This window comes from Acinetobacter sp. ESBL14 (assembly GCF_036668815.1).
Classification (GTDB): domain Bacteria; phylum Pseudomonadota; class Gammaproteobacteria; order Pseudomonadales; family Moraxellaceae; genus Acinetobacter; species Acinetobacter gyllenbergii.
Genome location: NZ_JAZEVS010000001.1, coordinates 1,152,770 through 1,175,020, shown reverse-complemented (window position 1 = coordinate 1,175,020; position 22,251 = coordinate 1,152,770). Strand labels below are relative to the sequence as shown.

Below are 22,251 nucleotides of genomic sequence, written 5' to 3'. Positions count from 1 at the left end.
ATCTTAACCTTCACTCAGTCTTTACCTATCCCTGCAAAATACAAACACTCTTTCCAACGAAATTGGCTTCAAGTATTTCATTTTATGTAATACGTAAATTGATTCTTTAGAATAAACAATACCCTATTTTTTGGTTTTTTTGACTATCGCTAATGCGTTAAAAATATAGTGGCTCACTAATAATAGCCTTGATCACTTCTTTTCGTTTTTGTTGAAAATGATGCAATCCCCCAATTAAGGCAAAAAATACTGTGATAAGAAAAACGTTCAACCTGTGTAAAACTTTCATCCCTAACAATAACAGGATAAAAAAGATAGTACCCCAAAATATCATGTGATTAGATCTATTTTTATGATTCATCCTGGATCAATTAAATAGAAATACACAACAATATTTGCTAGTAATAATAATGCAATAAGAAAGTAGAATCCAATGGATTGAAAACTTTTTAAAAATTTAAATAAATTCATATACTAACTACTCAATTAAATTCTTACTTTTACAATTTTTGACTTATAACTCATTCAACTCTCATTTACATAAAAAACTCTAACACCACCTTTGATAGCATAGTACCTAAAAGACTTTATATTGGGATTTCTATGAAAGAACTCCCACATAGCCATTATTGGATTTGAATATTCTGGTCTGGTGAAGTCTTTTTGATGATACACCTTAATAAATCTCCATTTGCATATTAAAGTTCCTATTTCTCCACAATTAGCCCAGCATATAACTATCTACTCTTCTCCTCATTGTTAATTGCATATAATTTTTTCAACCAATTTTGAATGGCGTAATTATATTTTGCAAAAAAAGCCAAAAATAAAAATGTAAAAAAGGGCTTTAATTTAATTTTCCCATCAATCTCAAGGAGATAATCTTTGATTTCTACAGTTAATGAGAATAATGCTAAAGTGAGGAATAAATAAAATGAAAAAATCAGGCATCTATCTGTAATTTTTAGATTAAGCATTTTCCAAGGATCATAATCAATTAAATTGATATTATATGATCTGTAACTTTTCTTTCAAGCACCAAAACTAGAAATTGGAATTTATTAAATTAATTCAAAAATTTAGGTATATAATTCAAAGTAAATTCCTTCTCAATATGCTCTTGTACTAACTTCAGAAGTTCATCAATAATTCGCTGATTATTCACTAACTGAATGTTGCTGCTTTTCATCTGCTTAATAGCGTCGATAGCAACAAAAGTTAATTTATCGTTCTCTTTTTCTAAATCCAAATAATCAGCAAATAGAAACTTATAAAGCTCTTCTAATTCCTCTCTGGAAATATCCTTAAAGCTTGGTAACTTTGCCATACTTAATATTCCTGTGTTTTTTCACAAGTTAGCATAGGGATATGGCAGAAATACAAAAGCTCGCATAAGCGAGCTTTTAAATAACTTTGGTGATTGACCATAACTTCGTCCATCCTATCACAAATATGTCATATCCTGTCCGTACATGCAAGTACTACTCTAAACGTAATCTTTTGTCATGACCGTTTAAATAGTACTTCCCAGCAAAAATCATTTGATCCAATGATGTTTTACCTAAACAAAACTCATGAGCCATTTGTCTTAAGGACATCCCTCTTACATTTTTCTCAACAAATAGGCCAACTGCAGCTTTAGCAGAATTACAAATCGTACTGGTGTCAGATACTTCTTTGATGAATTTTCTAACTTGTTCAGCTTCAAAATCTGTAATAACACATCTAACTATATTTTTATTCTTGGAAGGTTTGTCTTCAGTTGATCTAATCAACCAATATATCTGATTTACACTTAGATCATCTGGAGCATTCCCGCTTTTCATACGGCATGTTTGAATATACGCGCCGTATTGTTTAAGCCATTCTTCAATTGTAAATTTTGACCAATCCATTACATTTGATTTTTTTAATGCATTCATCTGTTCATACCTCGGAAATATCAATGTCGTGAACCGTTTTCATTAAGTGTTTTTTAGTGCGATAACTCACTAACTTTCTTGTTGCTGCTGACTTCACATCTTCTACGATGTACTTTCCATCGTCGTTGTAGTAAGTGAAATCAGCAAAGTATCTAACTGCAGGCTTTGCTCTCTTTTCGCCTTCTAATTTGGTCTTAGGTGCCAGTTCAAATTTTGTATGATGTTCTAGCCTGGTAATTTCCCCACGCTGCTGCATGGCTTTAAGCTCAATGTACCGCCTATATTCTTTCTTGCTGTCAAACGTCTTGCCATCAAGCTCAACTTTCTGGGCATTGAACTTATTGCGTTTCGATGCTTTAGGCTGCTCGCATTGCTTGAGGATTTCACGGCGGTACTGATCGATGCTCATTGAGGTCATTAGCTTTTATCCTTCACCGTATCTCTCTCAATTCCACAATCACCCATGCACTCAACTCGTGTTTCTATATCTGGAAGCCCAAACAAACTAAATTGCCCCCCTTTAATTGCACGTTTTGCTGTTGACCAAAACTTTCCACTTGAAGTTTTCTCCGTTGGCTCAATTCCTGCGGCCTTCATTGCTTCAAACACAGGCTCTTTATCTTCAAAGTACCCATCGTTATGAACTGAATAGCCAATCACATCTTCAGCCCATTTAGCCTTTTCCCAAATAGCGGGATAGTGACAATAAATCACGTACCAATGCTGCCAACCTGCCTTAAGGCACCCTATACAATTTGCATGGTTAAATACGTCATACTGCATTGGCGGTTCAATACCGATGTCACTACTCTTAAAAAAAGTTCGTTCTGGCCACACTGCCAATGGGTAATCAGATTTGTAGCCACTACTACCCAAAATCGAACTACGTTTAGTAATACGGCTTGGTTCATTAGCATCAAATCCGTAATAAATCATATCGCCTTCTTCGTAATTCGCTTCAAGCCATTCATAGAAAGGCTGAGTCTTTAAACGATGAGTGCATAAGATTGAACGATTCGCTGGATTAACGAATGATTTAGCCTCTACACAAACATCGAACTGATCCATTACTTCCCAGTCTTTATGGTTTACATAAGTAATCTCAAGGCCAAGATAATTAGCAATTTCTTGCTTGAAACGCTTAACGTCTTGCAATTCAGATCGTGGAGTAATGTCATGATTCACTAAAACTACATTGTCCTTTCCGAATTTCTTGGTGACTTCTAAAGCTACGAGTGCAGAGCTATGTCCACCAGAGAAGCAAACAATATGTTTCACGCCGCATTCCCCTTTTGCTCAAAGCCCACAGCAGTCAAATACTCAGCCCACTTTTGAATGTTCTTCGGATCCTTCAGCATGGTTTCTAAACGCAATGCAAGCTGCTCATGAGATTCGTTACCTACGGCGTATTTCCCGAAATCTGGAATACGAGATAACTTCCCTGCTAAAAATTTGATTTGTTTTTCAGTGAGGCTGTTTTCAGATTTAGATTCCTGTTTCTTGCATGGTTGAGAAGAACGATTCATACGGTCAAGTTTTGCCTTTGCCTCAAGTAACCAGTTTGCAAAGTGGTAGATCATGAGTTCATCACACATGGATTTTTCAGCATTGAATTTTTCGAATGCTCTAAATTCACGATTGAACCAACTTGCGGAGATGATCTCATTCGGATCGATCTCAGGATTTGCTTGAGCAATTTCATCACTCAATTTTTTTGAACAAAGCCAGTGTTTTTTATTTTTAGATTCTACTGATAGATTCATTGGGAGGTTCTGTGTCCCAATATTGGTACTGGTTGCAGTACCGTTTTTGGTACTACTGGCAGTTCCGTTATTGGTACTAGTACCGTATTTGGAACCAGTACCTAAATTGGTACCCGTTCCATTTTTGGTACTGGTTGGATCTTCATCTTCTCGGCCAACAACACCAATCAGTTGATAGATTTTTACTCCGTTGCCTGTCGTTTTACCTGTAAATTTTATGAATGCAGCTTCTTCAAGTTCATCCAAAACTTTAATGATGGTTTTACGGTTGAGTACGGTATCTTTCTCCAAGCGTTTTAGGCTCGGATAGCATTTGTGTTCATCGCCAGCACGATCAGCTAAGGCAAGTAAGACAAGACGCTGGCTTGATGTTTTGACCGCTGCCTTAAATGCCCAAATGGTTGCATCTAAACTCATGTCACCACCCCGCTAAATAAGTCACTATTTAAGCTAGCTCGAGGATTTATCCATAGGCACTCCTGCCGTGAAACACCACCAGTCTTTCCGGATGCTTGCACCCTTTTTGTTAATTTTTTCCAATGTGAAAGCTTTTCGTTGTAAATTTCATGGTTATAACCGGTAATGAGTACCTTTCCTTTTATCTGGTTAAGTTGGTCCAATAATTCAATATGATCGCTATCACTCATCTCATAACGATAAGCAACGACATTTGCTGTTCTAGTACTTCTCACATAAGGTGGATCAATAAAAAACAGTGTGTCTTCATTGTCATATAGACTGATGATCTTCGCTGCTTCCTGATTTTCGATTAATACTTGTTTTAAACGTTGCGCATACTCAGCAAGTCGATTTGGGTATTTCTCCCAAAGCTGGATTTCATAATTTTTTTGTCGTCCACCAGCCATTCTGAATCCTGTACTACCTTTTGTTGCTCCAGCAGATCCAAAGCCCATTTGAGCACGTACAATCATTCGTCGAGCCTGTTCTACTGGGCAATTAGTATCTTCATAGGCAAGATGAAACTCAGCTCGAGCAAAAGGAGTTAAATAAAGTTGTTCTTCTAACTTCATACGTTGTTCTGAATTACGTAATACACGGAGTAGGTTTACAACTTCACCATTAAGATCGTTATAAACTTCGATTTGACTTGGCTCTTTGCAAAGTAGTATTGAGCCTCCGCCACCAAATGGCTCAACATAGGTTTTGTGGACAGGAAAATTGGAGATAATCCAATCCGCAATACGAAACTTTCCACCGTGATACCGGATAAGCGGATGTTTTAAGCTACTCATAACTCACCGACCTTGGGTCTTACATAACCGCCCATGTATTCAATCTTTCGAGCGTTATACAAACTCGTTTCTATCTCACCAGCCAAATACAAAGTAATGCGACCACAGCGAGCTAGTTGTTGTCTAAACTCTTCACGGGTGATTGCTGCATTTTCTTCGTTGTATCCACGCCTGCGGAGATTTGCTTTATTACGTTCAAGCAATTTATTCAGTAGATCCAATGCAGGTTCATACCAAGATTGAATCGCTAGGATCTGTTTAAACTCTGGAAGTTTTGTATTCATGAAACCTCCGCTATTGCTTGTTCTGAATCTGTGATACGGCGCTGTGCTGATAATTCAGCCACGGATGCATGGCGGATCTCGTTGATCGCAAGAAAACATACGAATCCTGTTTTACATCCAAGTGGTTTGCACTTGATAAACTCGTCATATGAGCCGTGCTCTTCTTCCACCACTTCAAAGATGTTTGGAATAACGCCCACGCAAACTGACACCACCATGTCCCCAACAACAAAGTCGCTGTTGTGGGTTGTTACTTCGTTTGTTATATTGGTCATGTGATTTAATCTTTCTGGTTAATGAACGCAAACCGCTCTTGGTCGTACATGTAGCGGTTTTTTTATTTGTCCATCGTTAAATTTGATCTGTAACCCCATGGCATCCAATGGCACCTATTGTTTCCTTTGAGTTCCCCCATACTTTTCGCATACGATTGAGTTTACGTCTCTCTACTAAAAGTTTTTCAATGCAAGCTTCTCTAATCCAATCTGCTTTAGTCATATCACTGGCATTGGCCACCGCTTCAATAGATTCATCTGTCAAGTCATTAAATTTTATTGTTACAGGGTTATCGAGCTTTCCACCTAAAAAACCCAGCTCTCTTGCTTCGTTCATATCATCAACTTTCATAAATAGTGCAACTCCCTTTGCTTTTAAAACTATGTCGAAATCTGCCGTGTCCTAACATATTCAAAATCAACATTTGGACATAACTCATCACAATGAATAAAACCTTTACTGGCCTTATCAAATTTAACTGCGAGTGCAGGACTACAAGTTCTGTGTTTGGAAATAATTTGCTTAATTTGACCGTCTGACGTATTGCAATTGAATGCAAAGTCAGCACGTGCTTTATTTGACATCTCATAGTAGAAAATTCGTAATTTTGAGGTGTCCAATCGATTAGCTCCTCTTTGGCATACCATCATTAGATTAGCATTTGCTAATTTATTTAGCAATAAAAAATTAGCATTATGTAATTTACATATTGCTAAATTTCTTCAAAATTAATTAGCATTTACTATGTTGCGTAGATTTTATGGAAATTTCTGAGATTAGAAAACTAAACCTTCGACGTGTCATTAATGAAGCAATTTCAAATGGTTTCGCTAAAAATGATGCTGAATACTGCAAGAAAAAAGATTTAGAACCGAGTTATGTTTCTCAATTAATAAATGGGCATCGTAATATTGGTGAAAGATCGGCTAGAAATCTTGAACGAAAAATGGGCTTAGAAAACCACGATTTAGACAAAATATTTTCTTTAAATCAACTTGATAATAATATAAGTCTCTCTAAGAAAATACTCACTAAAGATGACCAAATTCCGGTGATCTCATGGGTGGCTGCTGGCTCTTTCTCTAATGTAGATACAGTCTTAAAAGATACCGAAGTTAGTGAATGGCTGCCCCACAATGATGATGGGGGTAAAAATGGGTATGGATTAATAGTAACTGGCTACTCTATGTCACCCAAATTTGAACCTGAAGACCGTATATATGTAAATCCAGACTTTCCTGTAAATGACCTAAAAACTGGAGATTTGGTAATTGTTTCATGTTTAGGAGATACTGAAGCGACTTTTAAACAATTAGTAATAGAAGGCTCAACTAAGTATTTACAACCACTTAACCCAAATTGGAAAGAAAAAGTTATCAAACTTACACCAGATTGCCGTTTAGTTGGTAAGGTAGTAGGTATGTATAGAAAAATTTAAAAACAATTATTAATAAATATAAGTTCAATTCACTCTGATATTAAATTTTTAAGCTTTATCCACTTCAAATATTCATAAATAATAAATATACTTTACATTGCAAAAATGTAAAGTATATTTATTATTTATGAAGTTTTTATAAATTTAGAAGAGATGTGTAATGGAAAATCATCTATTTTTTATCGCGGGGGTTCATGGAGTTGGTAAAGGAACCTTATGTAAAGAATTTGCTAAACGTCTACCCGCAGATCACCTTGTTGCCAGTGACTTGATAAGGAAAAAAAGAGATTTAAATAACTCTAAAATTGTTACTAAGGCCTTATCTAATCAAGAAATTCTATTAGAAGAGTTTAAAAAACATGACTCTTCTTTTCCATATATCTTGTTAGATGGTCATAGTTGTTTGCTTGATAGTAACAAAAATTTAATTAAATTACCTATCGACTTATTTAAGGAATTAAAAATTAAAAAAATTCTTTTACTCATAAGTGAACCAGAACTAATTCATAAACGTTTGATACAACGAGATGGAGATAAAGCAATTTTAACAGTTAAAGATTTATCACTTTTGCAACAAGCAGAAAAAGAACACTCAAAATTTATTTCCAAAGAATTAGATATACCTTTTATCGAATTTGATACATCTAAAGATACCGAACAAGCTTTTCTAGAGCAATTAATTCAAGATTTAAAGGGGTAAATAATATGCGCGTTCTTCTAGATACTAATATAATTATTTATCGTGAAGCAAACACAATTATCCATTCGGAGATTGGAGTATTATTCAATTGGTTAGATAAATTAGGCTATATAAAGTGTATTCACCCACTTACTCTTGAGGAAATTAGGAAAAATCCGAACTCAAAAACAGTAGATACTTTTGAGAAAAAACTAGCACATTATCATTTTATTAAAACTATCGCAATTGATACCCCAGAGATAGACGGGCTTAGAACTCATTTCGACCACAATGCAAATGATCATAATGATTCGACATTATTAAATGAATTGGCGAGTGGAAGGGTTGACTTTTTTATTACAGAAGATCGAAAAGTTCATAAAAAAGCTGCTTATATAAATTTGGATGACAAAGTATTTACTATAGACAGTTTTTTAGAAAAGGTTGTTTCCGAGAATCCGGATTTTGCAAGTTACAAAGTCTTATCCGTTCAAAAAGAGTATTTCGGAAACATCCCTCTTCAAGATAATTTCTTTGATACCTTTAGAGAGGATTACCCAGGTTTCGACAAGTGGTTCATAAAAAAATCTGATGATTTTGCATATTACTGCAAAAATGAATCCAATGAAGTTGCCGCGTTTTTATTTTTAAAAGTGGAAAACTCTAATGAAGCATATCATGATATATCCCCACAATTTTCTCCTAAAAAAAGATTGAAGATAGGCACCTTTAAAGTCATTTCAAATGGATTCAAGCTGGGGGAAAGATTTATCAAAATCATATTTGATAATGCTCTTCTTTTTAAAGTAGATGAAGTTTACGTAACGATCTTTAATCATGGGGATAACAAACTCCGTTTGATTAAACTTTTAAAAGATTGGGGCTTTATTGAACATGGAATGAAAAAAAGCGCTGCAGGCGAAGAACTAGTCTTAGTCAGACCTTTTGGTGCCACTTACGCTTCAAATGCAAGTGAACCTCACTTACGTTATCCATTTATGCTAAATCACGTTAATAAATGGATAGTACCTATCTATCCCAACTATCATACAGAATTATTTCCAGACTCAATTCTAAATAATGAGTCACCTAATGATTATGTCGAATTGAAACCTAATCGGAATGCTCTATCAAAAGTATATATTTCACGTTCATATAATAAAAGTATGCAGAAAAATGACCTAGTTGTATTTTATCGAACAGCTAGTGGAGGAAGTGGTTGGTATACTTCCGTTACAACCACAATTGGTGTTGTTGAGAGTGTGATAAAAAATATAAAAGATGAAAAACATTTTATTGAGTTATGTCGAAAGCGAAGTGTTTTTTCTGACAAAGAACTTTCAGAATTTTGGAATTACAATAAAACACGCCCTTTTATAGTCAATTTTTTGTATCTTTACTCATTCCCAAAGAGGATGAATCTTCAAAGTTTGGTAGAGAATGGTATCATTGCGAACGCTCAAAGTGCCCCGAGAGGATTTGAAACTCTCTCCGCAGACAAATTTGAAAAACTTTTAGGAGGCTCACATGTCGACCGCAGTATTGTTATCGATTAAGCCGAAATTCGCTGATGCAATTTTTGCTGGCGAAAAGAAATATGAATTTCGTAAAGCAATTTTTAAAGATAAATCAATTAAAGTGATTTATGTCTATGCTTCTGCTCCTATATCTAAAGTAGTAGGAACCTTATACGTAGATGAAATCCTAGCTAGACAACCAACTCTTTTATGGGAAGCGACAAGTGAAGATGCGGGAATATCTGAGGATTACTTTTATGAGTATTTCGCCAATCGAAAGCTAGGGTACGCCTTAAAAGTTGAACGTGCTAAACTTTTTGACGAGCCAAAGTTACTACAAGACATGTTTGGCATTAGTCACCCACCTCAATCATTTTGCTATGTTCCCTTAAAGGCTTAGTTTGATTCTAAAATGGTTATTTTGAATAACCATTTTTTTGCCTACAAAATTTAGCATTTGCTATTGTATAAATATTTAGCGTTTGCTAAATTAATCTCGTAAACAAAAAGCCCCGTGCTCTTGGCGGATGAACGGGGCTTTGCATTAAAGCGAGATAAGTATGAAACAAAAGCCTATACATAGTCAAACGTCCCAACGTTTACACCAACACCCTTCTGCTACTGATTATCAGGTCAGTACACTCGAATTCATCAAAGCCAATCTAAAGGATGCGCTTAAGCTACTCCCTATTGTAGTTGTAGTTTTCCTTATTTGTATTGTTCAAATCCTTGTTATTTACAGCATCTTTGGAGAATAAGTACATGGGACAATTACATACAGCTTCTAACCCAAAAACCAAGCTATTTAGCTCGTCATTATCGAACAAAACACAACCGACAAACTATGACGCACAGCGACTTGAAAGCCCTGTAAATACTGGGCATTCAGCATCATATACACAGGGTAAGACCAGTAATATGGAGCCTGTCATGCAAAAGAAACGCTATACCACACCTTTCGCGCAATTCATCTGTAAAGACGTGAATGGCTACTACAACGTACGCCTTGGCCCAAAAATTTATCTGGTCAAAGTATCGTTAAATTACACACCTGATTTTGATGGTGAATTCTTTGGTGGTGCTCAAGCCCCATGCTTTGAATGGCATTCTATTTTGGTTAAAGAATCAGTAGAAAGCGAAGTACGCCCCATCACTGATGAAGAATTAGCTGTTTATTGGCTAAAAGGTAATATCAAGAAAATCGTAAATTACCAACGTGCCATAGAACGCAGAGCTCGAAGCCAAACACCACGCTATAGAAAAGAACAACGGATTGATTACCGCAACGCGCAATATAACGGTGCCTAAGGAGATTTATGATGAATGCAGCAGTGAATCAACAAAAGGCATCAACCAGTACATTGGATGCCTTACAACTTATTCAACTTGAGTTAAAAGCACCAAAGAGCAAATACAACAGCTTTGGTAAATTCCATTACCGTAGCCTAGAAGACATTCTTGAAGGTGTTAAGCCGCTATTGCAAAAATACGGCGCTACCCTTGTAGTCAGTGATGAAGTGCAAGAGATTGGGCCAGTCGTGGTGATTACGGCCAAAGCCGTCTTTACTGATGCACAAGGCAAACAAACCATGACCACCGCACATGCTGGCGTAGAGATCAATAAAAAAGGAATGGATGTGGCCCAGACATTTGGTTCATCTAGTTCCTATGCGCGAAAATACGCATTAAATGGCCTATTCCTGATTGATGATACCCAAGATGCCGATACTGATGCTTATCATCAGCAAACCAATGCACAGGCTCGCAGTAACCAACAAAATGCCCCTGCTCAAAATCAGCAGCGCAACCAGAACCAACAACCTGGACAGCAACAACGGCAGCGGCAAAATCAAACTGCTCAACCAAATGCAGCGCAGCAGCTGACCAATGATTTTCAACAAGCTTTAAATGCGATCCATCACGCTAACAATGAAGCACATCTAGGCGTGATCTATAAACAGTTTAAAGGCACGCGCTATGAAAATCAGATTGTGCAGGCATGTAAGGCAAAAAAGGACATGGAGGGTTGGAGTGCGTAAAAACCTACATTTTTAAGTATGTGGCCAAGCTTCACGGCAAAGGCAGCTTACGAGGACGTGTAGAGGCTACGACAGCTCTCCAGGCTAAACAGTTGATATTGCAAGGCAATGAATTGATCAAGGATGTCTCAGTATCGCTATTAACCAATCAAAAGGCTGCACGCACGCAGTCTTTCGAAAAGCTTAGTAATTAGAAATGAAATTTGGAGTAAATAAGATGGCAGATGTTATCCATGGTGTAGATATCCCTTCATTAAAAATTAAAGGGACTCATTCTGAAGTAGCTACACAGATATTTAAAGAAATTATCAGCCCAAATACTGAGATGCTTTTTAAAAAAGCAGATACAGGGGAATGAAATATGGGTGTACCTGAATTTTCTACAGAAGACTATTTGTTTATGAGATACAGATCTATTGTGGTTAAACTAGATGATCTTTGCTCAGACTACTACCCCCATCTTCAAAAAAAAGTGATAAATGAAAAGGCAAGTAAACAAGACTTCCCTTTCCCTTGCTTCAAATTAGATGGTAGTCAGAAATCACCTTGGTTTGTTCATCTTAATGAGTTTGCCAACGCTTTAGATAAGCGGCATGAATTAGCACTTAAAGATTTTTCTACGCTTCATCGATGAGGCGTAGGACATCGTTTACCTTTAAAACATCTTTTCGCTTTTTTACAGAAACATATATCTGTAAGCATTTCCATGATTCATGCAAACTAACTTGTTGTAGCTGAGGAATTGTGAATCCTTGCTCAGCTAGCCTTGTGCATGCCTCATGTCTTAGATCATGAAATTTAAGATCTTCTATTCCTAAAATTTTACATGCATCCCTAAACTCTGATGCAACTGTCCTGAGGCTAACTGGGAAAAGGTATTCTTCACTATATCCTAACCTCAACATACGATTTCTATATTCTGGTCTCAGAGCTAAATCTATAATTTTTTTACATGGTTCAAGCACATTAAACTCTTTGTTATTACCCTTTGAGCCTTTAGGGCTTTTTAGATCTCTAACTAACCAAGACTCATTGTGAGTATCATAGTCCGAAAGTTTAATTCGACATATTTCAGATTCTCGTCTACATGAAAATATCGCAAACCACATAATCAAATGCATGGGATAAGAGTTTCCCCGTTCACGTTTATTCCATTTTTCTACAAAAAACTTTGTCAATTTCAGCAATTCTTTTTGTGTTGGAAGCCTATCCCTTGAATCACCTATAACCAACTGTCGTGTTTTTCTCATTTGAGCCGACACTCTATCAAACGTATTTAGATCTACTGGCACATTCCACATTACAGATGCATGTACAAGAACACTTCTAATATTTAGAAGCTCAGTTTGAATTGAGCTTGGCTTGTTTGGCAAATACCCCAAAGTATCGCACCCATTCCTTCTTAACTTCACATGTCCTGCAATATGGTCAGAAGTAATATTCATCAACTTACACTTAGCAATAGGGAATTTTTTAATTCTTTTTAAGCCCGCCATTTTAACTTTGCTATACGCCCCACCAACATCATCCATGTACTTATCTATTGCTTGGACTAATGTGTATTCATTTACATGAGCATTTTTATTTAATAATATTGCAGGATTCTGCTCTATTTCTGCTTCTCTTTTTGTGAGCCAGTTTTTTGCAACTTTCTTGGATGAGAATGTTTTACTTTCCTTGTAAGATGGTAAGCCTTGACGATTTATCCTAATCTCAGCACGAAACTTTAAGGTTCCATTTGATAGCTGTCTCTGCGTAACTGTACCCATATATTTACACCTCAATTCAATAAAATAAGTGTGGCGTAAATTAAGGTGTAAAAAAACTTATAAACAAGGCAGAAAGGCGCAAAACAAAGCACAATAAAGCATCAAACAAATCTTATTAAACTATTGTTTTATTTTGCATTTTTTGAAAGTTACTGATTTATATAATTTTTGGGTATTCTATACGTGAATTTTGTTCTAAAATTCGCACTTTTATTTTATGCCTCCCTCTTTATGAATCAACTTCGTACAGGAGATATCATTGCTTTAGGTTTTATGACCTTCGCGTTATTTATTGGCGCAGGCAATATTATCTTTCCTCCAATCGTTGCTCAGCAGGCTGGTGAACATGTTTGGCTTGCCGCTTTCGGTTTCTTAATTACCGCAGTTGGTCTGCCTGTCATTACGATTATGGCCTTATCTCGTATGAAAGGCTCAATCGAGATCATCAGTTCTCCACTTGGACGTTTCTTTAGCCTGCTGTTAACGATTGTCTGCTATTTATCTGTAGGCCCACTATTTGCGACACCACGTACAGCAACCGTTTCGTATGAAATTGGTTTTGCTCCCTACTTCGGTACATCTGGCAGCAGCCTATTTATCTATAGTGTTGTTTATTTTGCTTTTGTGACTGCAGTTTCACTGTATCCAAACAAATTACTCGATACCGTGGGGCATGTACTGGCACCTTTAAAAATTGTTGCACTGGCTATTTTAGGTATTGCAGCATTTGCTATTCCAACTGGCTTAATCTCTGCGCCAGTGAATAACTATATCGCAAGTCCGGTTTCTGAAGGTTTTGTAAGTGGTTATTTAACCATGGATACTTTAGGTGCTTTGGTATTCGGTATTGTGATTATTCAGGCAATTCAATCACGCGGTGTAACGGATGCTAAGTTAATTACCAAATATGCCATTATCGCAAGCTTGATTGCGGGTGTTGGACTTACACTTGTTTATATCAGTTTATTTAAACTTGGCTTAGGTAGTCATGAAGTTGCGCCGAATGCAGCCAATGGTGCAATTATTCTGCATGCTTATGTACAACACGCCTTTGGTGATTACGGATCTTATTTCTTAACGATTTTGATTTTCCTTGCCTGTATGGTGACCGCAATTGGCCTTACCTGTGCATGTGCTGAATATTTTACCGAATTGACGGGCTGGTCTTATAAATTACTTGTTTTTATCCTGACTGGTTTTTCATTATTGATTTCCAATTTAGGTTTAACCAAGCTGATTGCAGTATCAGTTCCAGTACTCAGTGCAATTTATCCCCCTGCAATTGTTGTGATTATGCTGAGCTTTTTCTGGAAGCGTTGGAACAACCCTTCTATCGTGGTTGGCTCTGTGACTGCGGTTGCATTCCTATTCGGCATTATTGAAGCGATTAAAGCAGCTGGCTTTACTGAACAATTACCAACATTCATCCAGCATTTACCTTTGAACGAACAGAATCTTGCATGGTTACTTCCGTCACTCATCGTTCTGGTTTTTGCAATTGTAGTTGATCGCGTAACAGCATCTAAAGATTAAAATGATTTGTCGTTAAAATGATGTTTTACCCAAACATGATTTTAGCTATACAGAAAATGTTCTTTTATCCAACGTTCATTTTTTGTTTACGACAAATCTTTCTTTTCTTGGGGCAGTCTATGCCACCCTTTACTTCTTATTGATATCCCATTTAAAAGATACTATTTCCGCAGGATATCTTGATGGCCAATTTTTTCAAAATGTAAAAATAATGAGTAATATTTAACTAAAAAATAGTATAAATTAATATAAAAAATACTTAAAAGTTATATAAATCAATACATTCATAAATTTATTTTCAAAATACCCCCTTTTGCTATTGAAATGCTCAGAAAATAGCAGTACAACTTAAAAAACAATTCAGACAAAAACGCATGGTTTTGTCGTCACAACAAGGAGGGATGGAGATGTTATCAATACATTTCAACAAGCAAGTCTTCATTAACGCTCTGAAGGCGAATGATTCGATCTTATATGCAACAACAACGCTTGCCTTGATGGTCACGTTGTTATTTCAAGGCACGATTAAAGGTAATTTAAAACCCGAATATTTTGCTTATGCATTGGTTGTATCTCTGGCCTTTTGTATGTGGGCGATCGTCGATCGAAAGTTTCGACAGTTAAGTGCAGCGCGCCAAAAAAATTCTTCAGGAAAAATGGATGAGTGATCATCCATTTTTTTAATGCATAAACCGAACAATGGTTCCGACGACTAAAATACCTGTAGCCCCCAACTCAACAATAATTAAACTTAGCATCATCAATGTCATGCACCATGCTGGTAAAGTCCACTTTCCCACCTGATGCGGCTGTTTAAATTGATTGGTTGTATCTTTTAATAATCCATGCAAGATATATATTAAGATCGACATCGCAAAAAAGAATAAATTTGCTATTACACAAAACAATGCCCAAGCATCAGACAGAACCGTAAAGAAACTCAAAGCGGCTAAAATGAGGCTGGCAGCGGCATAAAGCAAACTACTCCGATGCGCAATATCCACATAATAATGTGCTCTTGCTTGCGCTGTTTGTCTAATTTGATAATATTTCCAAACTCCAGTCAGCATCCCCACCCATAGAAAAATTCCACTAAATACAATCGCAAGTTGTGTTGCAGTATTTAAAACGTACATAGCATCCCCGAAATTAAAATATTCCTTTTGTGTGCGTATATTACATAAAATTTGACTTTTAAGTCATTTTTTAAGCAAGTTTCTTTTTAGAACTTGTGTAAAGTAGAACCATGCATATATAAGAGTATCTTTCAAATGAATCGCTATGAATCTTTTTGGATCACATGCAAAGATGATTATCAACTTGCTGCTCAGTTTTATCCTGCGCAAGAACAGAGCAAGTCATATCCGATTCTGATTTGCCCAGCAACAGGGATAACCAAAAATTTCTATCATGCTTTCGCAGATTGGCTTAGCCAGCAAGGATATGATGTTTTAAGCTTTGATTTTAGAGGGATTGGCGAGTCATTACATGGCCCACTGAAAGACTCGACTGCCAGCATTAATGACTGGGGAATCTATGATATCCCAGCGGCTATCGAGACTTTATTAGATCGTACTCAAGCTGAAAAAGTCGTTATTGTTGGACATAGTGCGGGCGGACAGTTACTCGGGATTACATCGAATTATCAGAAAGTTGCTAAAGTGTTAGCCATTGCAGGTTCAACTGGACATGTTAAAGGCTTGAAAGGGAAAACCAAAATCCTTGCGCCTGTGATGTTCAATGTTATTTTTCCTGTTTCTAGCTTCTTTAAAGGCTATGGTGCAACTCAATTCATTGGCATGGGTGAAAATCTACCCAAAAATGTTGCCAAACAATGGGCTGAGTTTTGTAGCAAACCCGGTTATGTCATGAATGCAATTGGCAAAACCATCTTTGAAGATTATCACCAAGAAATTCAATGCCCAATCACATCGTTCTGGGCCAGTGATGATGAAATTGCTACGCAGACAAATGTCAAAGATCTACTACGTTTATACCCAAATGCGCCAACCAAATTGATTGAGCTCAACCCTCAACAACACGGCTATAAGCAAATTGGGCACATGCTGATGTTTAAAAAATCGCATCAAAAACTATGGCCACTGATGGAAAGTGAACTCCACATTTAAATCAAGTCATCACTGCCTTGCTTTGCACTTTACGCATCTAAACCTGTAATCCTGTTTAGATGCGTCTTTTTTTGCCTCAAATCTAGCATCTTCTTCGTATTTTGTTTTCCCTTACACCGCTTCATTGTAGTTATCGCAATACTTCTTAAGCAATTTAAAAATTAATTCTGGTGTCCTACAAACGAGCAATGATTAAATTTCATCGGAAAAATGTGATAAAGAATGTATTTATTCAACTTTTTTTAAAATTTTTATGTGTTATATTTTAACCAAATGATCAATACAAATATCTGTATTCGCTATTTTTTTAAGCTTTATTTATTTTATAAATATATTGATTTCGTATATTTATGACATTTTAGACAGAAATTATTATAAAAATGTCACGTCAAAAATCGTATTTTTTTTCTACAATAGAGTTATTCTACAAATCAGCAGTGATGCAAAGCTGTAGAACAACCTTAAGGGAAAGACGACTGGATAGTACATCATTAATAGCTGATTTATGTGAATTTTATGATGACTTATTCATTCAGAATAAAGATAATTTCAACGTTATCTTTGGACAGATTTGTTAAAAAATGGAATGCTAAAAAAATCAGGAAAGAGATTTTTTTAACAGGAAAGTTAGAGACATTTCATGGAATCTAGGAACTACGAGGCGTAGTTTCTTGTGCAAGTATAGGAAATAAGTGATGCCAAAAAAATATGCGCGTTTTTTACCTACAGCCGATTCATTTAACCTGGAAGACTTCCCTTTTTACTGGATTTCTCAAGTAAATGCTCAATACGTTCAAAATATTGATAACGTACTCAAAAAATATGGTCTAGACAATTCTCGCCGCCGCATTTTAATCGCATTGCATGTCAAACCTCATGCAAGCGTGTCTGAGTTATCAGACATGGTCATCTCTAAAATGTCGACCACAACCAAAATCGTTTATCGTCTTAAAGATGAAGGTTATATCGATACTTATTCATGTAAAGAAGATGGTCGTATCACACGCGTCTACCTGACCGAAAAAGGTCAAGAAATGATCACAAAAATAAATGACCTAACTTCTGTTATCCTAGAACAATCATTTGATGGCTTAACACCATTGCAAATTGAAAAAACCATGGAAATTTTACGCCATATGTTTAAAAATCTTGCGCGCTAAGTGACTGGTTTAAAATAGCAAGGCTTCCTATAGGAAGCCTTTTTTGATCTCATCAACACAAATATTCATTTCAATCAAACATATTCAGTTGTGGTGTTATTTTCTCAATCTTCGGTTTCGGAACATGTGAACACTCAAATTCCTCAACAGGAAAAGCTTGCATGAAGTCATAAAGCTCATGTGGCTGCTTCAAGCTTAACCACTCATCTAAACGCTGATGTGGGATAACAACAACTGAACGCTTCACATCCCCAGGTTCATGGAAATCTTTCATCATCGGATGGTCTATAGCGTCCATCGTAAGCATCGTTGCCGAACGAATGATCTGATCATTTAACTTACGGATTTCATATAATGCAGCGATATAAAAAGCTTGTCCATCTTTGCGACGTACACCCCAACGTTGAGGTTTATTGTCGATATACTTACTTTCATAAAACTCAGTTACTGGAATCACGCCAAACTTACACTTGCTTGCTGCTTCTACAAAACTAGGTTTCTGAAAAATGGTTTCATGCCGTGCATTATAAGTATGCTTGGAAATATTAGTATCTTCCGACCACTTTGGTACCAAACCAAACAACACTTCCCGCCACTCCAGCCCTTGCTCCGATTTAAATAGCAACGGCGTTTTATAACTTGGGTAAACTTCTCCCCCATATTCAAATGGAATCAAAGGTAAACCAAGTTGTTGAACTTGCTCGACTGTCAATGGTTTATAGTTGGCACACATAGTTCGCTGAGTATTTATCCTTAAAAGCAAAGTTAAAAAAAGGAGGTATTAACCCTCCTCTTTGTAATTGCAAAAATTAGCCAAATAATTTTTTCATTTTTGCGCTTAAACCGTGGATAAAACGATGCTTGGCATTGGCTTTATCACTGGTTAAAAAGTTAATCTGAATCGACTGGCGTTGCCCCTCATAGGGTACATAACCATGCCAACCATTATCAGTCACTTTAAATGCAATTAGAGTACCTGGACCCGCATCAATCTCTTCAACATAGTCATCCATATTCTTTTCATCATTCAAGATGCGTAGACGACCTGTCGGTGCATCCCAAGATTCATTCAAATAAATCAGGATGGTCAGCAGTTTGGTTTTTGAGTCAGAATGAATACGACCATCTTTTTGACGTGAATAACCACGCAAGGTGATCATCATCGGATGCTCCATCACATCCACATCAAATTTTTCAGTTAAAATTTGACGAAATTCTTTGGTGTCTAAAGACTTTAAAAAGCGATCAAAATTAGGCTTAATCTCAACATCTTCAATGTTATAGCTACCACCCTGTTCAATCTTTGGAAAATCCTGAATAACAGCGTTCACTTCGCTATCGACAATCGAATTTTTAACAACGAAGTAAGGATATGGCGAAGTCGAAACTTGCGCTTGTTTTAAAGCATCTAATTTTAAAATTTGTGACATCGTTATGATTCGGCTAAATGATCAAACTGTGATAATTATAACAAAAAATTCATCAATAGGATGTTTTATCCTGTTTCTAAGACCTCATTGTCTATACGGCTAATGGCTCTAAGTGCGATACAAAAATGCCAATACATCATTACCTGCATTATAACTGAAATAGAAAACCCAACCCATTTTTGATAAGGTTCAATTAAAGCAGGAATTTGAGTGGCATCAATAAATCGTGCAGTAACAATAAAGGCAAGAATAAAGACGGTAAATAACAGTAAATATACCAAGATAAATCTCACACCAATCGGTAAAAAGAGACAAATTAAACGGTTAAGAAATTGTTTTCCTTGATTGCCACCATTTGCCTTAAAACAGAAATTGACACCAACAATAAGAATTATAATACTCAGCACCGCATCAATAAGATTTGGAAGCACATCATCTATAGGAGCAAAACGCATAGCAAACATCATGATGAGCATAAATGCACTACTAATCAAATAGTAATTTTTGTAGTTTTGCTCTGTTAAACGGTCATTTTTTAAATCATCAATTAATTTTTTGGTGTTCCAGAAATACATTTTATCCCTCTAATTATAAAAAAAGAGGTATCTAATAAATAGATACCTCTCATTTGCCTAACAGGCGATCTTAATCACCTGTATAACCTTTTAATTTTAAACGCGCAGCATGCAACAATGGCTCTGTATAACCAGATGGCTGCTCTGCACCTTTAAAGATCAAGTCAGAAGCGGCTTGGAATGCAATACCATCAAAGTTTGGTGCCATTGGTGTATACAATGGATCATTGGCATTTTGCTGATCAACGATCACAGCCATACGCTTAAGTACTTCTTCAACTTGCGCACGCGTTACGATACCGTGACGCAACCAGTTTGCAACGTGTTGAGATGAAATACGTAAAGTAGCACGGTCTTCCATTAAGCCAACGTTATTAATGTCTGGTACTTTAGAACAACCAACACCAAGATCTACCCAACGAACCACATAACCCAAGATCCCTTGACAGTTATTTTCAAGTTCGTTGTTTAACTCTTCTGCAGACCAGTTTGTTTCTGGTGCAAATGGCGGCGTTAACAAGTCATCTAAAGTCAGCATGTCTTCAGCAGCCAATACATCTTGACGTGCTTTTACATTGATTTGATGGTAGTGCAATGCATGTAGTACTGCACCTGTTGGTGATGGAACCCACGCACAAGTTGCACCTGCATTTGGATGTGCAGTCTTTGTCGCCAACATATCTTTCATGCTGTCTGGTTTCGGCCACATGCCTTTACCAATTTGCGCTTTACCTTGTAAACCACATGCTAAACCAATGGCAACGTTACGGTTTTCGTAAGCAGCAATCCATTTTTGTGTTTTAACCGCTTCTTTACGCACAACTGGTGCAGCTTCCATAGAGGTATGGATTTCATCACCCGTACGGTCCATAAAGCCTGTGTTAATGAAAATGGTACGGTCTTTCGCAGCAGCGATACAGTTTTTCAAGTTCACAGAAGTACGGCGTTCTTCGTCCATGATCCCGATTTTGAGTGATTTTGCCGGTAAGCCAATCGCTTGTTCAGCACGCTCAAACAATTCAACTGCAAATGCAACTTCTTCTGGACCATGCATTTTCGGCTTAACGATATACATTGAACCTTTACGAGAGTTTTTGTTCTCGTTTTGACCACGAATATCAGCAACTGTGAGTAAAGGTGTCACTAAAGCATCCATAATGCCTTCGAACACTTCTTCACCGTCAACCAAGATTGCTGGGTTAGTCATTAAGTGGCCTACATTACGAAGCAACATTAATGAACGACCGTGTAATGTCGTTGTACCACCAATCAGATTCTGTACAGTACGATCTTTGTTCAAGGTACGAGTAACAGTTTTACCATTTTTCTCGATTGACTCTTGCAAGTCACCTTTCATTAGACCTAACCAGTTACGGTAGCCTTCCACTTTCTCTTCAGCATCAACCGCTGCAACCGAGTCTTCCAAATCTTGAATTGTGGTTACTGCAGCTTCAAGAGTTAAATCTTTAACGCCCGCCGCATCTGTTTTACCAATTGGACTGTTTGCATCGATTTCGATAATCACATGCAAACCATTATTTAATAAAACAATCTCAGTTGGACTTGCAGCTTCACCGTTAAAACCAACAAATTGTGATTCATGTGCCAAAGAAGTTGTTGAACCATCTTTTAACGTTACAGCTAAACCGTTATTCACCACAGCATATTGAGTTGCATCCGCATGCGAACCTTGAGCCAATGGGAACGTTTGGTTTAAGAAATCTTTTGCGAAAGCAATAACTTTATCACCACGAACTGGGTTATAACCTTTGCCTTTCTCTGCACCACCTTCTTCAGAAATAACGTCTGTACCATACAGCGCGTCATATAAAGAACCCCAACGTGCATTGGCTGCGTTTAAGCTATAACGCGCATTACGCACAGGTACAACCAGCTGTGGACCAGCCAATAATGCGATTTCTTCATCCACATTTTCAGTCGTCACTTGGAAGTCAGCAACTTCTGGTACGAGATAACCAATTTCAGTTAAGAATGCCTTGTAAGCATTTAATTCAAATTTATTGTTGCGATGCCATTCATCAATCTTTGCCTGAAGTTCATCACGCTTAGCCAATAATGCTTTGTTCTTTGGGCTAAGGTCGACAACGACTTGCTCGAAGTTCTTCCAGTAAGTTTCACTCTCTAAACCAGTACCTGGTAAAGCTTCATTTTCGATGAAATCGTAAAGTTCTTTAGCAATCGCTAGCTTGCCTTTTTGAATACGTACAGTCATTGTCTTTCCTGATGGTGCTAACTTTTTATAACAAGAATTCTAGTATACTGATTTATACTAGCCTGAATAGTAATATCACATTCCTAAATAGTAAGCATTTTCCCCATTAGAAGTATTGACAAACATATTTTTTTATACCTATCAAAATATCAAATGATGTGTGCTTCTTGTCTAGTTATGCAACATACTCCCTTTTTCAAACTCATCTAGTTATAACAAAATTCGACCAAGAATAAAGCCTTATCCCTATA

General features: G+C 36.7%; 27 protein-coding genes. 12 read left to right on the top strand and 15 right to left on the bottom strand.

Annotated elements, in window-relative coordinates:
* Nucleotides 1-1,066: 1,066 nt before the first annotated feature.
* The 9 genes from V6E90_RS05670 to V6E90_RS05630 form a co-directional block, all read right to left on the bottom strand.
* Nucleotides 1,067-1,327, bottom strand: a complete 261-nt coding sequence (locus V6E90_RS05670; protein WP_332604755.1) for a hypothetical protein — start codon at nt 1,325-1,327, stop codon at nt 1,067-1,069.
* A gap of 154 nt (nt 1,328-1,481) precedes the next feature.
* Nucleotides 1,482-1,922 (bottom strand): hypothetical protein, encoded by a 441-nt coding sequence (locus V6E90_RS05665; RefSeq protein WP_332604754.1) that lies wholly within the window; start codon nt 1,920-1,922, stop codon nt 1,482-1,484.
* Between the two features lie 4 nt (nt 1,923-1,926).
* Nucleotides 1,927-2,340 (bottom strand): DUF1064 domain-containing protein, encoded by a 414-nt coding sequence (locus tag V6E90_RS05660; protein ID WP_332604753.1) that lies wholly within the window; start codon nt 2,338-2,340, stop codon nt 1,927-1,929.
* Nucleotides 2,340-3,200: a hypothetical protein gene (locus V6E90_RS05655; RefSeq protein WP_332604752.1), complete on the bottom strand. Its 861-nt coding sequence runs from the start codon at nt 3,198-3,200 to the stop codon at nt 2,340-2,342. The genes V6E90_RS05660 and V6E90_RS05655 overlap by 1 nt, the downstream gene beginning before the upstream one ends.
* The gene (locus tag V6E90_RS05650; protein WP_332604751.1) at nt 3,197-4,102 is read right to left on the bottom strand and encodes a helix-turn-helix domain-containing protein; all 906 of its coding nucleotides are present in this window, start codon (nt 4,100-4,102) and stop codon (nt 3,197-3,199) included. The genes V6E90_RS05655 and V6E90_RS05650 overlap by 4 nt, the downstream gene beginning before the upstream one ends.
* On the bottom strand, nt 4,099-4,938 hold the full coding sequence (locus V6E90_RS05645) for a DNA adenine methylase (protein WP_332604750.1): 840 nt from the start codon (nt 4,936-4,938) through the stop codon (nt 4,099-4,101). Before V6E90_RS05645 ends, V6E90_RS05650 begins: the two co-directional genes overlap by 4 nt.
* Nucleotides 4,935-5,222: a hypothetical protein gene (locus V6E90_RS05640; RefSeq protein WP_332604749.1), complete on the bottom strand. Its 288-nt coding sequence runs from the start codon at nt 5,220-5,222 to the stop codon at nt 4,935-4,937. Before V6E90_RS05640 ends, V6E90_RS05645 begins: the two co-directional genes overlap by 4 nt.
* Complete coding sequence (locus tag V6E90_RS05635; RefSeq protein WP_332604748.1) at nt 5,219-5,497, bottom strand: hypothetical protein; 279 nt, start codon at nt 5,495-5,497, stop codon at nt 5,219-5,221. The genes V6E90_RS05640 and V6E90_RS05635 overlap by 4 nt, the downstream gene beginning before the upstream one ends.
* Nucleotides 5,498-5,573: 76 nt before the next feature.
* Nucleotides 5,574-5,849, bottom strand: a complete 276-nt coding sequence (locus V6E90_RS05630) for a hypothetical protein (RefSeq protein ID WP_332604747.1) — start codon at nt 5,847-5,849, stop codon at nt 5,574-5,576.
* A 409-nt stretch (nt 5,850-6,258) separates the two neighbouring features.
* Between V6E90_RS05630 and V6E90_RS05625 the strand changes: the two genes are divergently transcribed.
* From V6E90_RS05625 to V6E90_RS05590, 8 genes are all read left to right on the top strand, one after another.
* Nucleotides 6,259-6,936: a LexA family protein gene (locus tag V6E90_RS05625; RefSeq protein ID WP_332604746.1), complete on the top strand. Its 678-nt coding sequence runs from the start codon at nt 6,259-6,261 to the stop codon at nt 6,934-6,936.
* Nucleotides 6,937-7,096: 160 nt separating this feature from the next.
* Nucleotides 7,097-7,636, top strand: coding sequence for an ATP-binding protein (locus tag V6E90_RS05620; protein WP_332604744.1), 540 nt, complete (start codon nt 7,097-7,099; stop codon nt 7,634-7,636).
* A 5-nt stretch (nt 7,637-7,641) separates the two neighbouring features.
* A complete protein-coding gene (locus V6E90_RS05615; protein ID WP_332604743.1) occupies nt 7,642-9,171 on the top strand; it encodes a PIN domain-containing protein in 1,530 nt (509 codons plus the stop codon).
* Nucleotides 9,143-9,532: a hypothetical protein gene (locus V6E90_RS05610; protein WP_332604742.1), complete on the top strand. Its 390-nt coding sequence runs from the start codon at nt 9,143-9,145 to the stop codon at nt 9,530-9,532. Before V6E90_RS05615 ends, V6E90_RS05610 begins: the two co-directional genes overlap by 29 nt.
* Nucleotides 9,533-9,894: 362 nt before the next feature.
* Nucleotides 9,895-10,440, top strand: coding sequence for a hypothetical protein (locus V6E90_RS05605; RefSeq protein WP_332604741.1), 546 nt, complete (start codon nt 9,895-9,897; stop codon nt 10,438-10,440).
* A gap of 11 nt (nt 10,441-10,451) precedes the next feature.
* Nucleotides 10,452-11,171, top strand: a complete 720-nt coding sequence (locus V6E90_RS05600) for an ERF family protein (protein WP_332604740.1) — start codon at nt 10,452-10,454, stop codon at nt 11,169-11,171.
* A gap of 217 nt (nt 11,172-11,388) precedes the next feature.
* The gene (locus V6E90_RS05595) at nt 11,389-11,529 is read left to right on the top strand and encodes a hypothetical protein (RefSeq protein WP_332604739.1); all 141 of its coding nucleotides are present in this window, start codon (nt 11,389-11,391) and stop codon (nt 11,527-11,529) included.
* Between the two features lie 3 nt (nt 11,530-11,532).
* Complete coding sequence (locus V6E90_RS05590) at nt 11,533-11,805, top strand: pyocin activator PrtN family protein (protein ID WP_332604738.1); 273 nt, start codon at nt 11,533-11,535, stop codon at nt 11,803-11,805.
* Here V6E90_RS05590 and V6E90_RS05585 read toward each other — a convergent pair.
* The gene (locus tag V6E90_RS05585; protein WP_332604737.1) at nt 11,789-12,940 is read right to left on the bottom strand and encodes a tyrosine-type recombinase/integrase; all 1,152 of its coding nucleotides are present in this window, start codon (nt 12,938-12,940) and stop codon (nt 11,789-11,791) included. The two genes, V6E90_RS05590 and V6E90_RS05585, sit on opposite strands and share 17 nt — an antisense overlap.
* A 231-nt stretch (nt 12,941-13,171) precedes the next feature.
* Here V6E90_RS05585 and brnQ point away from each other — a divergent pair, with 231 nt between their 5' ends.
* Nucleotides 13,172-14,473 (top strand): branched-chain amino acid transport system II carrier protein, encoded by a 1,302-nt coding sequence (gene brnQ, locus V6E90_RS05580; protein ID WP_016539924.1) that lies wholly within the window; start codon nt 13,172-13,174, stop codon nt 14,471-14,473.
* 407 nt (nt 14,474-14,880) lie between these two features.
* Nucleotides 14,881-15,141: a hypothetical protein gene (locus tag V6E90_RS05575; protein WP_016539923.1), complete on the top strand. Its 261-nt coding sequence runs from the start codon at nt 14,881-14,883 to the stop codon at nt 15,139-15,141.
* Nucleotides 15,142-15,153: 12 nt separating this feature from the next.
* On the opposite strand, the gene V6E90_RS05570 is transcribed toward V6E90_RS05575, so the two are convergent.
* Nucleotides 15,154-15,609: a hypothetical protein gene (locus V6E90_RS05570; protein WP_065342121.1), complete on the bottom strand. Its 456-nt coding sequence runs from the start codon at nt 15,607-15,609 to the stop codon at nt 15,154-15,156.
* 135 nt (nt 15,610-15,744) lie between these two features.
* On the opposite strand from V6E90_RS05570, the gene V6E90_RS05565 reads away from it, so the two are divergent.
* Together V6E90_RS05565 and V6E90_RS05560 are read left to right on the top strand one after the other, a co-directional pair.
* Nucleotides 15,745-16,602 carry an alpha/beta hydrolase family protein gene (locus V6E90_RS05565; protein ID WP_262757612.1) on the top strand — a complete coding sequence of 286 codons (858 nt, stop codon included), beginning with the start codon at nt 15,745-15,747 and terminating at the stop codon, nt 16,600-16,602.
* A 695-nt stretch (nt 16,603-17,297) separates the two neighbouring features.
* Nucleotides 17,298-17,762: a MarR family winged helix-turn-helix transcriptional regulator gene (locus V6E90_RS05560; protein ID WP_016539920.1), complete on the top strand. Its 465-nt coding sequence runs from the start codon at nt 17,298-17,300 to the stop codon at nt 17,760-17,762.
* Between the two features lie 70 nt (nt 17,763-17,832).
* Here the strand turns inward: V6E90_RS05560 and V6E90_RS05555 are convergent, their stop codons facing one another.
* The 4 genes from V6E90_RS05555 to V6E90_RS05540 all read right to left on the bottom strand — a co-directional run bounded on the left by V6E90_RS05555 (nt 17,833) and on the right by V6E90_RS05540 (nt 22,000).
* Entirely contained in the window at nt 17,833-18,495 is a 663-nt protein-coding gene (locus tag V6E90_RS05555) for an SOS response-associated peptidase (protein WP_065342123.1), read from the bottom strand.
* A 76-nt stretch (nt 18,496-18,571) separates the two neighbouring features.
* Nucleotides 18,572-19,192, bottom strand: a complete 621-nt coding sequence (locus V6E90_RS05550) for a 2OG-Fe(II) oxygenase (RefSeq protein WP_016539918.1) — start codon at nt 19,190-19,192, stop codon at nt 18,572-18,574.
* A gap of 65 nt (nt 19,193-19,257) precedes the next feature.
* On the bottom strand, nt 19,258-19,767 hold the full coding sequence (locus tag V6E90_RS05545; protein ID WP_332604736.1) for a hypothetical protein: 510 nt from the start codon (nt 19,765-19,767) through the stop codon (nt 19,258-19,260).
* Nucleotides 19,768-19,837: 70 nt separating this feature from the next.
* A complete protein-coding gene (locus V6E90_RS05540; RefSeq protein ID WP_016539916.1) occupies nt 19,838-22,000 on the bottom strand; it encodes a malate synthase G in 2,163 nt (720 codons plus the stop codon).
* Between the last annotated feature and the right edge of the window lie 251 nt (nt 22,001-22,251).

Excerpts from the sequence above, each read along its gene's own strand:
- V6E90_RS05670 (WP_332604755.1), bottom strand. The coding sequence starts at position 1,327 with ATGGCAAAGTTACCAAGCTTTAAGGATATTTCCAGAGAGGAATTAGAA.
- V6E90_RS05665 (WP_332604754.1), bottom strand. The coding sequence starts at position 1,922 with ATGAATGCATTAAAAAAATCAAATGTAATGGATTGGTCAAAATTTACA.
- V6E90_RS05660 (WP_332604753.1), bottom strand. The coding sequence starts at position 2,340 with ATGACCTCAATGAGCATCGATCAGTACCGCCGTGAAATCCTCAAGCAA.
- V6E90_RS05650 (WP_332604751.1), bottom strand. The coding sequence starts at position 4,102 with ATGAGTTTAGATGCAACCATTTGGGCATTTAAGGCAGCGGTCAAAACA.
- V6E90_RS05645 (WP_332604750.1), bottom strand. The coding sequence starts at position 4,938 with ATGAGTAGCTTAAAACATCCGCTTATCCGGTATCACGGTGGAAAGTTT.
- V6E90_RS05640 (WP_332604749.1), bottom strand. The coding sequence starts at position 5,222 with ATGAATACAAAACTTCCAGAGTTTAAACAGATCCTAGCGATTCAATCT.
- V6E90_RS05635 (WP_332604748.1), bottom strand. The coding sequence starts at position 5,497 with ATGACCAATATAACAAACGAAGTAACAACCCACAACAGCGACTTTGTT.
- V6E90_RS05630 (WP_332604747.1), bottom strand. The coding sequence starts at position 5,849 with ATGAAAGTTGATGATATGAACGAAGCAAGAGAGCTGGGTTTTTTAGGT.
- V6E90_RS05625 (WP_332604746.1), top strand. The coding sequence starts at position 6,259 with ATGGAAATTTCTGAGATTAGAAAACTAAACCTTCGACGTGTCATTAAT.
- V6E90_RS05620 (WP_332604744.1), top strand. The coding sequence starts at position 7,097 with ATGGAAAATCATCTATTTTTTATCGCGGGGGTTCATGGAGTTGGTAAA.
- V6E90_RS05615 (WP_332604743.1), top strand. The coding sequence starts at position 7,642 with ATGCGCGTTCTTCTAGATACTAATATAATTATTTATCGTGAAGCAAAC.
- V6E90_RS05610 (WP_332604742.1), top strand. The coding sequence starts at position 9,143 with ATGTCGACCGCAGTATTGTTATCGATTAAGCCGAAATTCGCTGATGCA.
- V6E90_RS05605 (WP_332604741.1), top strand. The coding sequence starts at position 9,895 with ATGGGACAATTACATACAGCTTCTAACCCAAAAACCAAGCTATTTAGC.
- V6E90_RS05600 (WP_332604740.1), top strand. The coding sequence starts at position 10,452 with ATGAATGCAGCAGTGAATCAACAAAAGGCATCAACCAGTACATTGGAT.
- V6E90_RS05595 (WP_332604739.1), top strand. The coding sequence starts at position 11,389 with ATGGCAGATGTTATCCATGGTGTAGATATCCCTTCATTAAAAATTAAA.
- V6E90_RS05590 (WP_332604738.1), top strand. The coding sequence starts at position 11,533 with ATGGGTGTACCTGAATTTTCTACAGAAGACTATTTGTTTATGAGATAC.
- V6E90_RS05585 (WP_332604737.1), bottom strand. The coding sequence starts at position 12,940 with ATGGGTACAGTTACGCAGAGACAGCTATCAAATGGAACCTTAAAGTTT.
- brnQ (WP_016539924.1), top strand. The coding sequence starts at position 13,172 with ATGAATCAACTTCGTACAGGAGATATCATTGCTTTAGGTTTTATGACC.
- V6E90_RS05575 (WP_016539923.1), top strand. The coding sequence starts at position 14,881 with ATGTTATCAATACATTTCAACAAGCAAGTCTTCATTAACGCTCTGAAG.
- V6E90_RS05570 (WP_065342121.1), bottom strand. The coding sequence starts at position 15,609 with ATGTACGTTTTAAATACTGCAACACAACTTGCGATTGTATTTAGTGGA.
- V6E90_RS05565 (WP_262757612.1), top strand. The coding sequence starts at position 15,745 with ATGAATCGCTATGAATCTTTTTGGATCACATGCAAAGATGATTATCAA.
- V6E90_RS05560 (WP_016539920.1), top strand. The coding sequence starts at position 17,298 with ATGCCAAAAAAATATGCGCGTTTTTTACCTACAGCCGATTCATTTAAC.
- V6E90_RS05555 (WP_065342123.1), bottom strand. The coding sequence starts at position 18,495 with ATGTGTGCCAACTATAAACCATTGACAGTCGAGCAAGTTCAACAACTT.
- V6E90_RS05550 (WP_016539918.1), bottom strand. The coding sequence starts at position 19,192 with ATGTCACAAATTTTAAAATTAGATGCTTTAAAACAAGCGCAAGTTTCG.
- V6E90_RS05545 (WP_332604736.1), bottom strand. The coding sequence starts at position 19,767 with ATGTATTTCTGGAACACCAAAAAATTAATTGATGATTTAAAAAATGAC.
- V6E90_RS05540 (WP_016539916.1), bottom strand. The coding sequence starts at position 22,000 with ATGACTGTACGTATTCAAAAAGGCAAGCTAGCGATTGCTAAAGAACTT.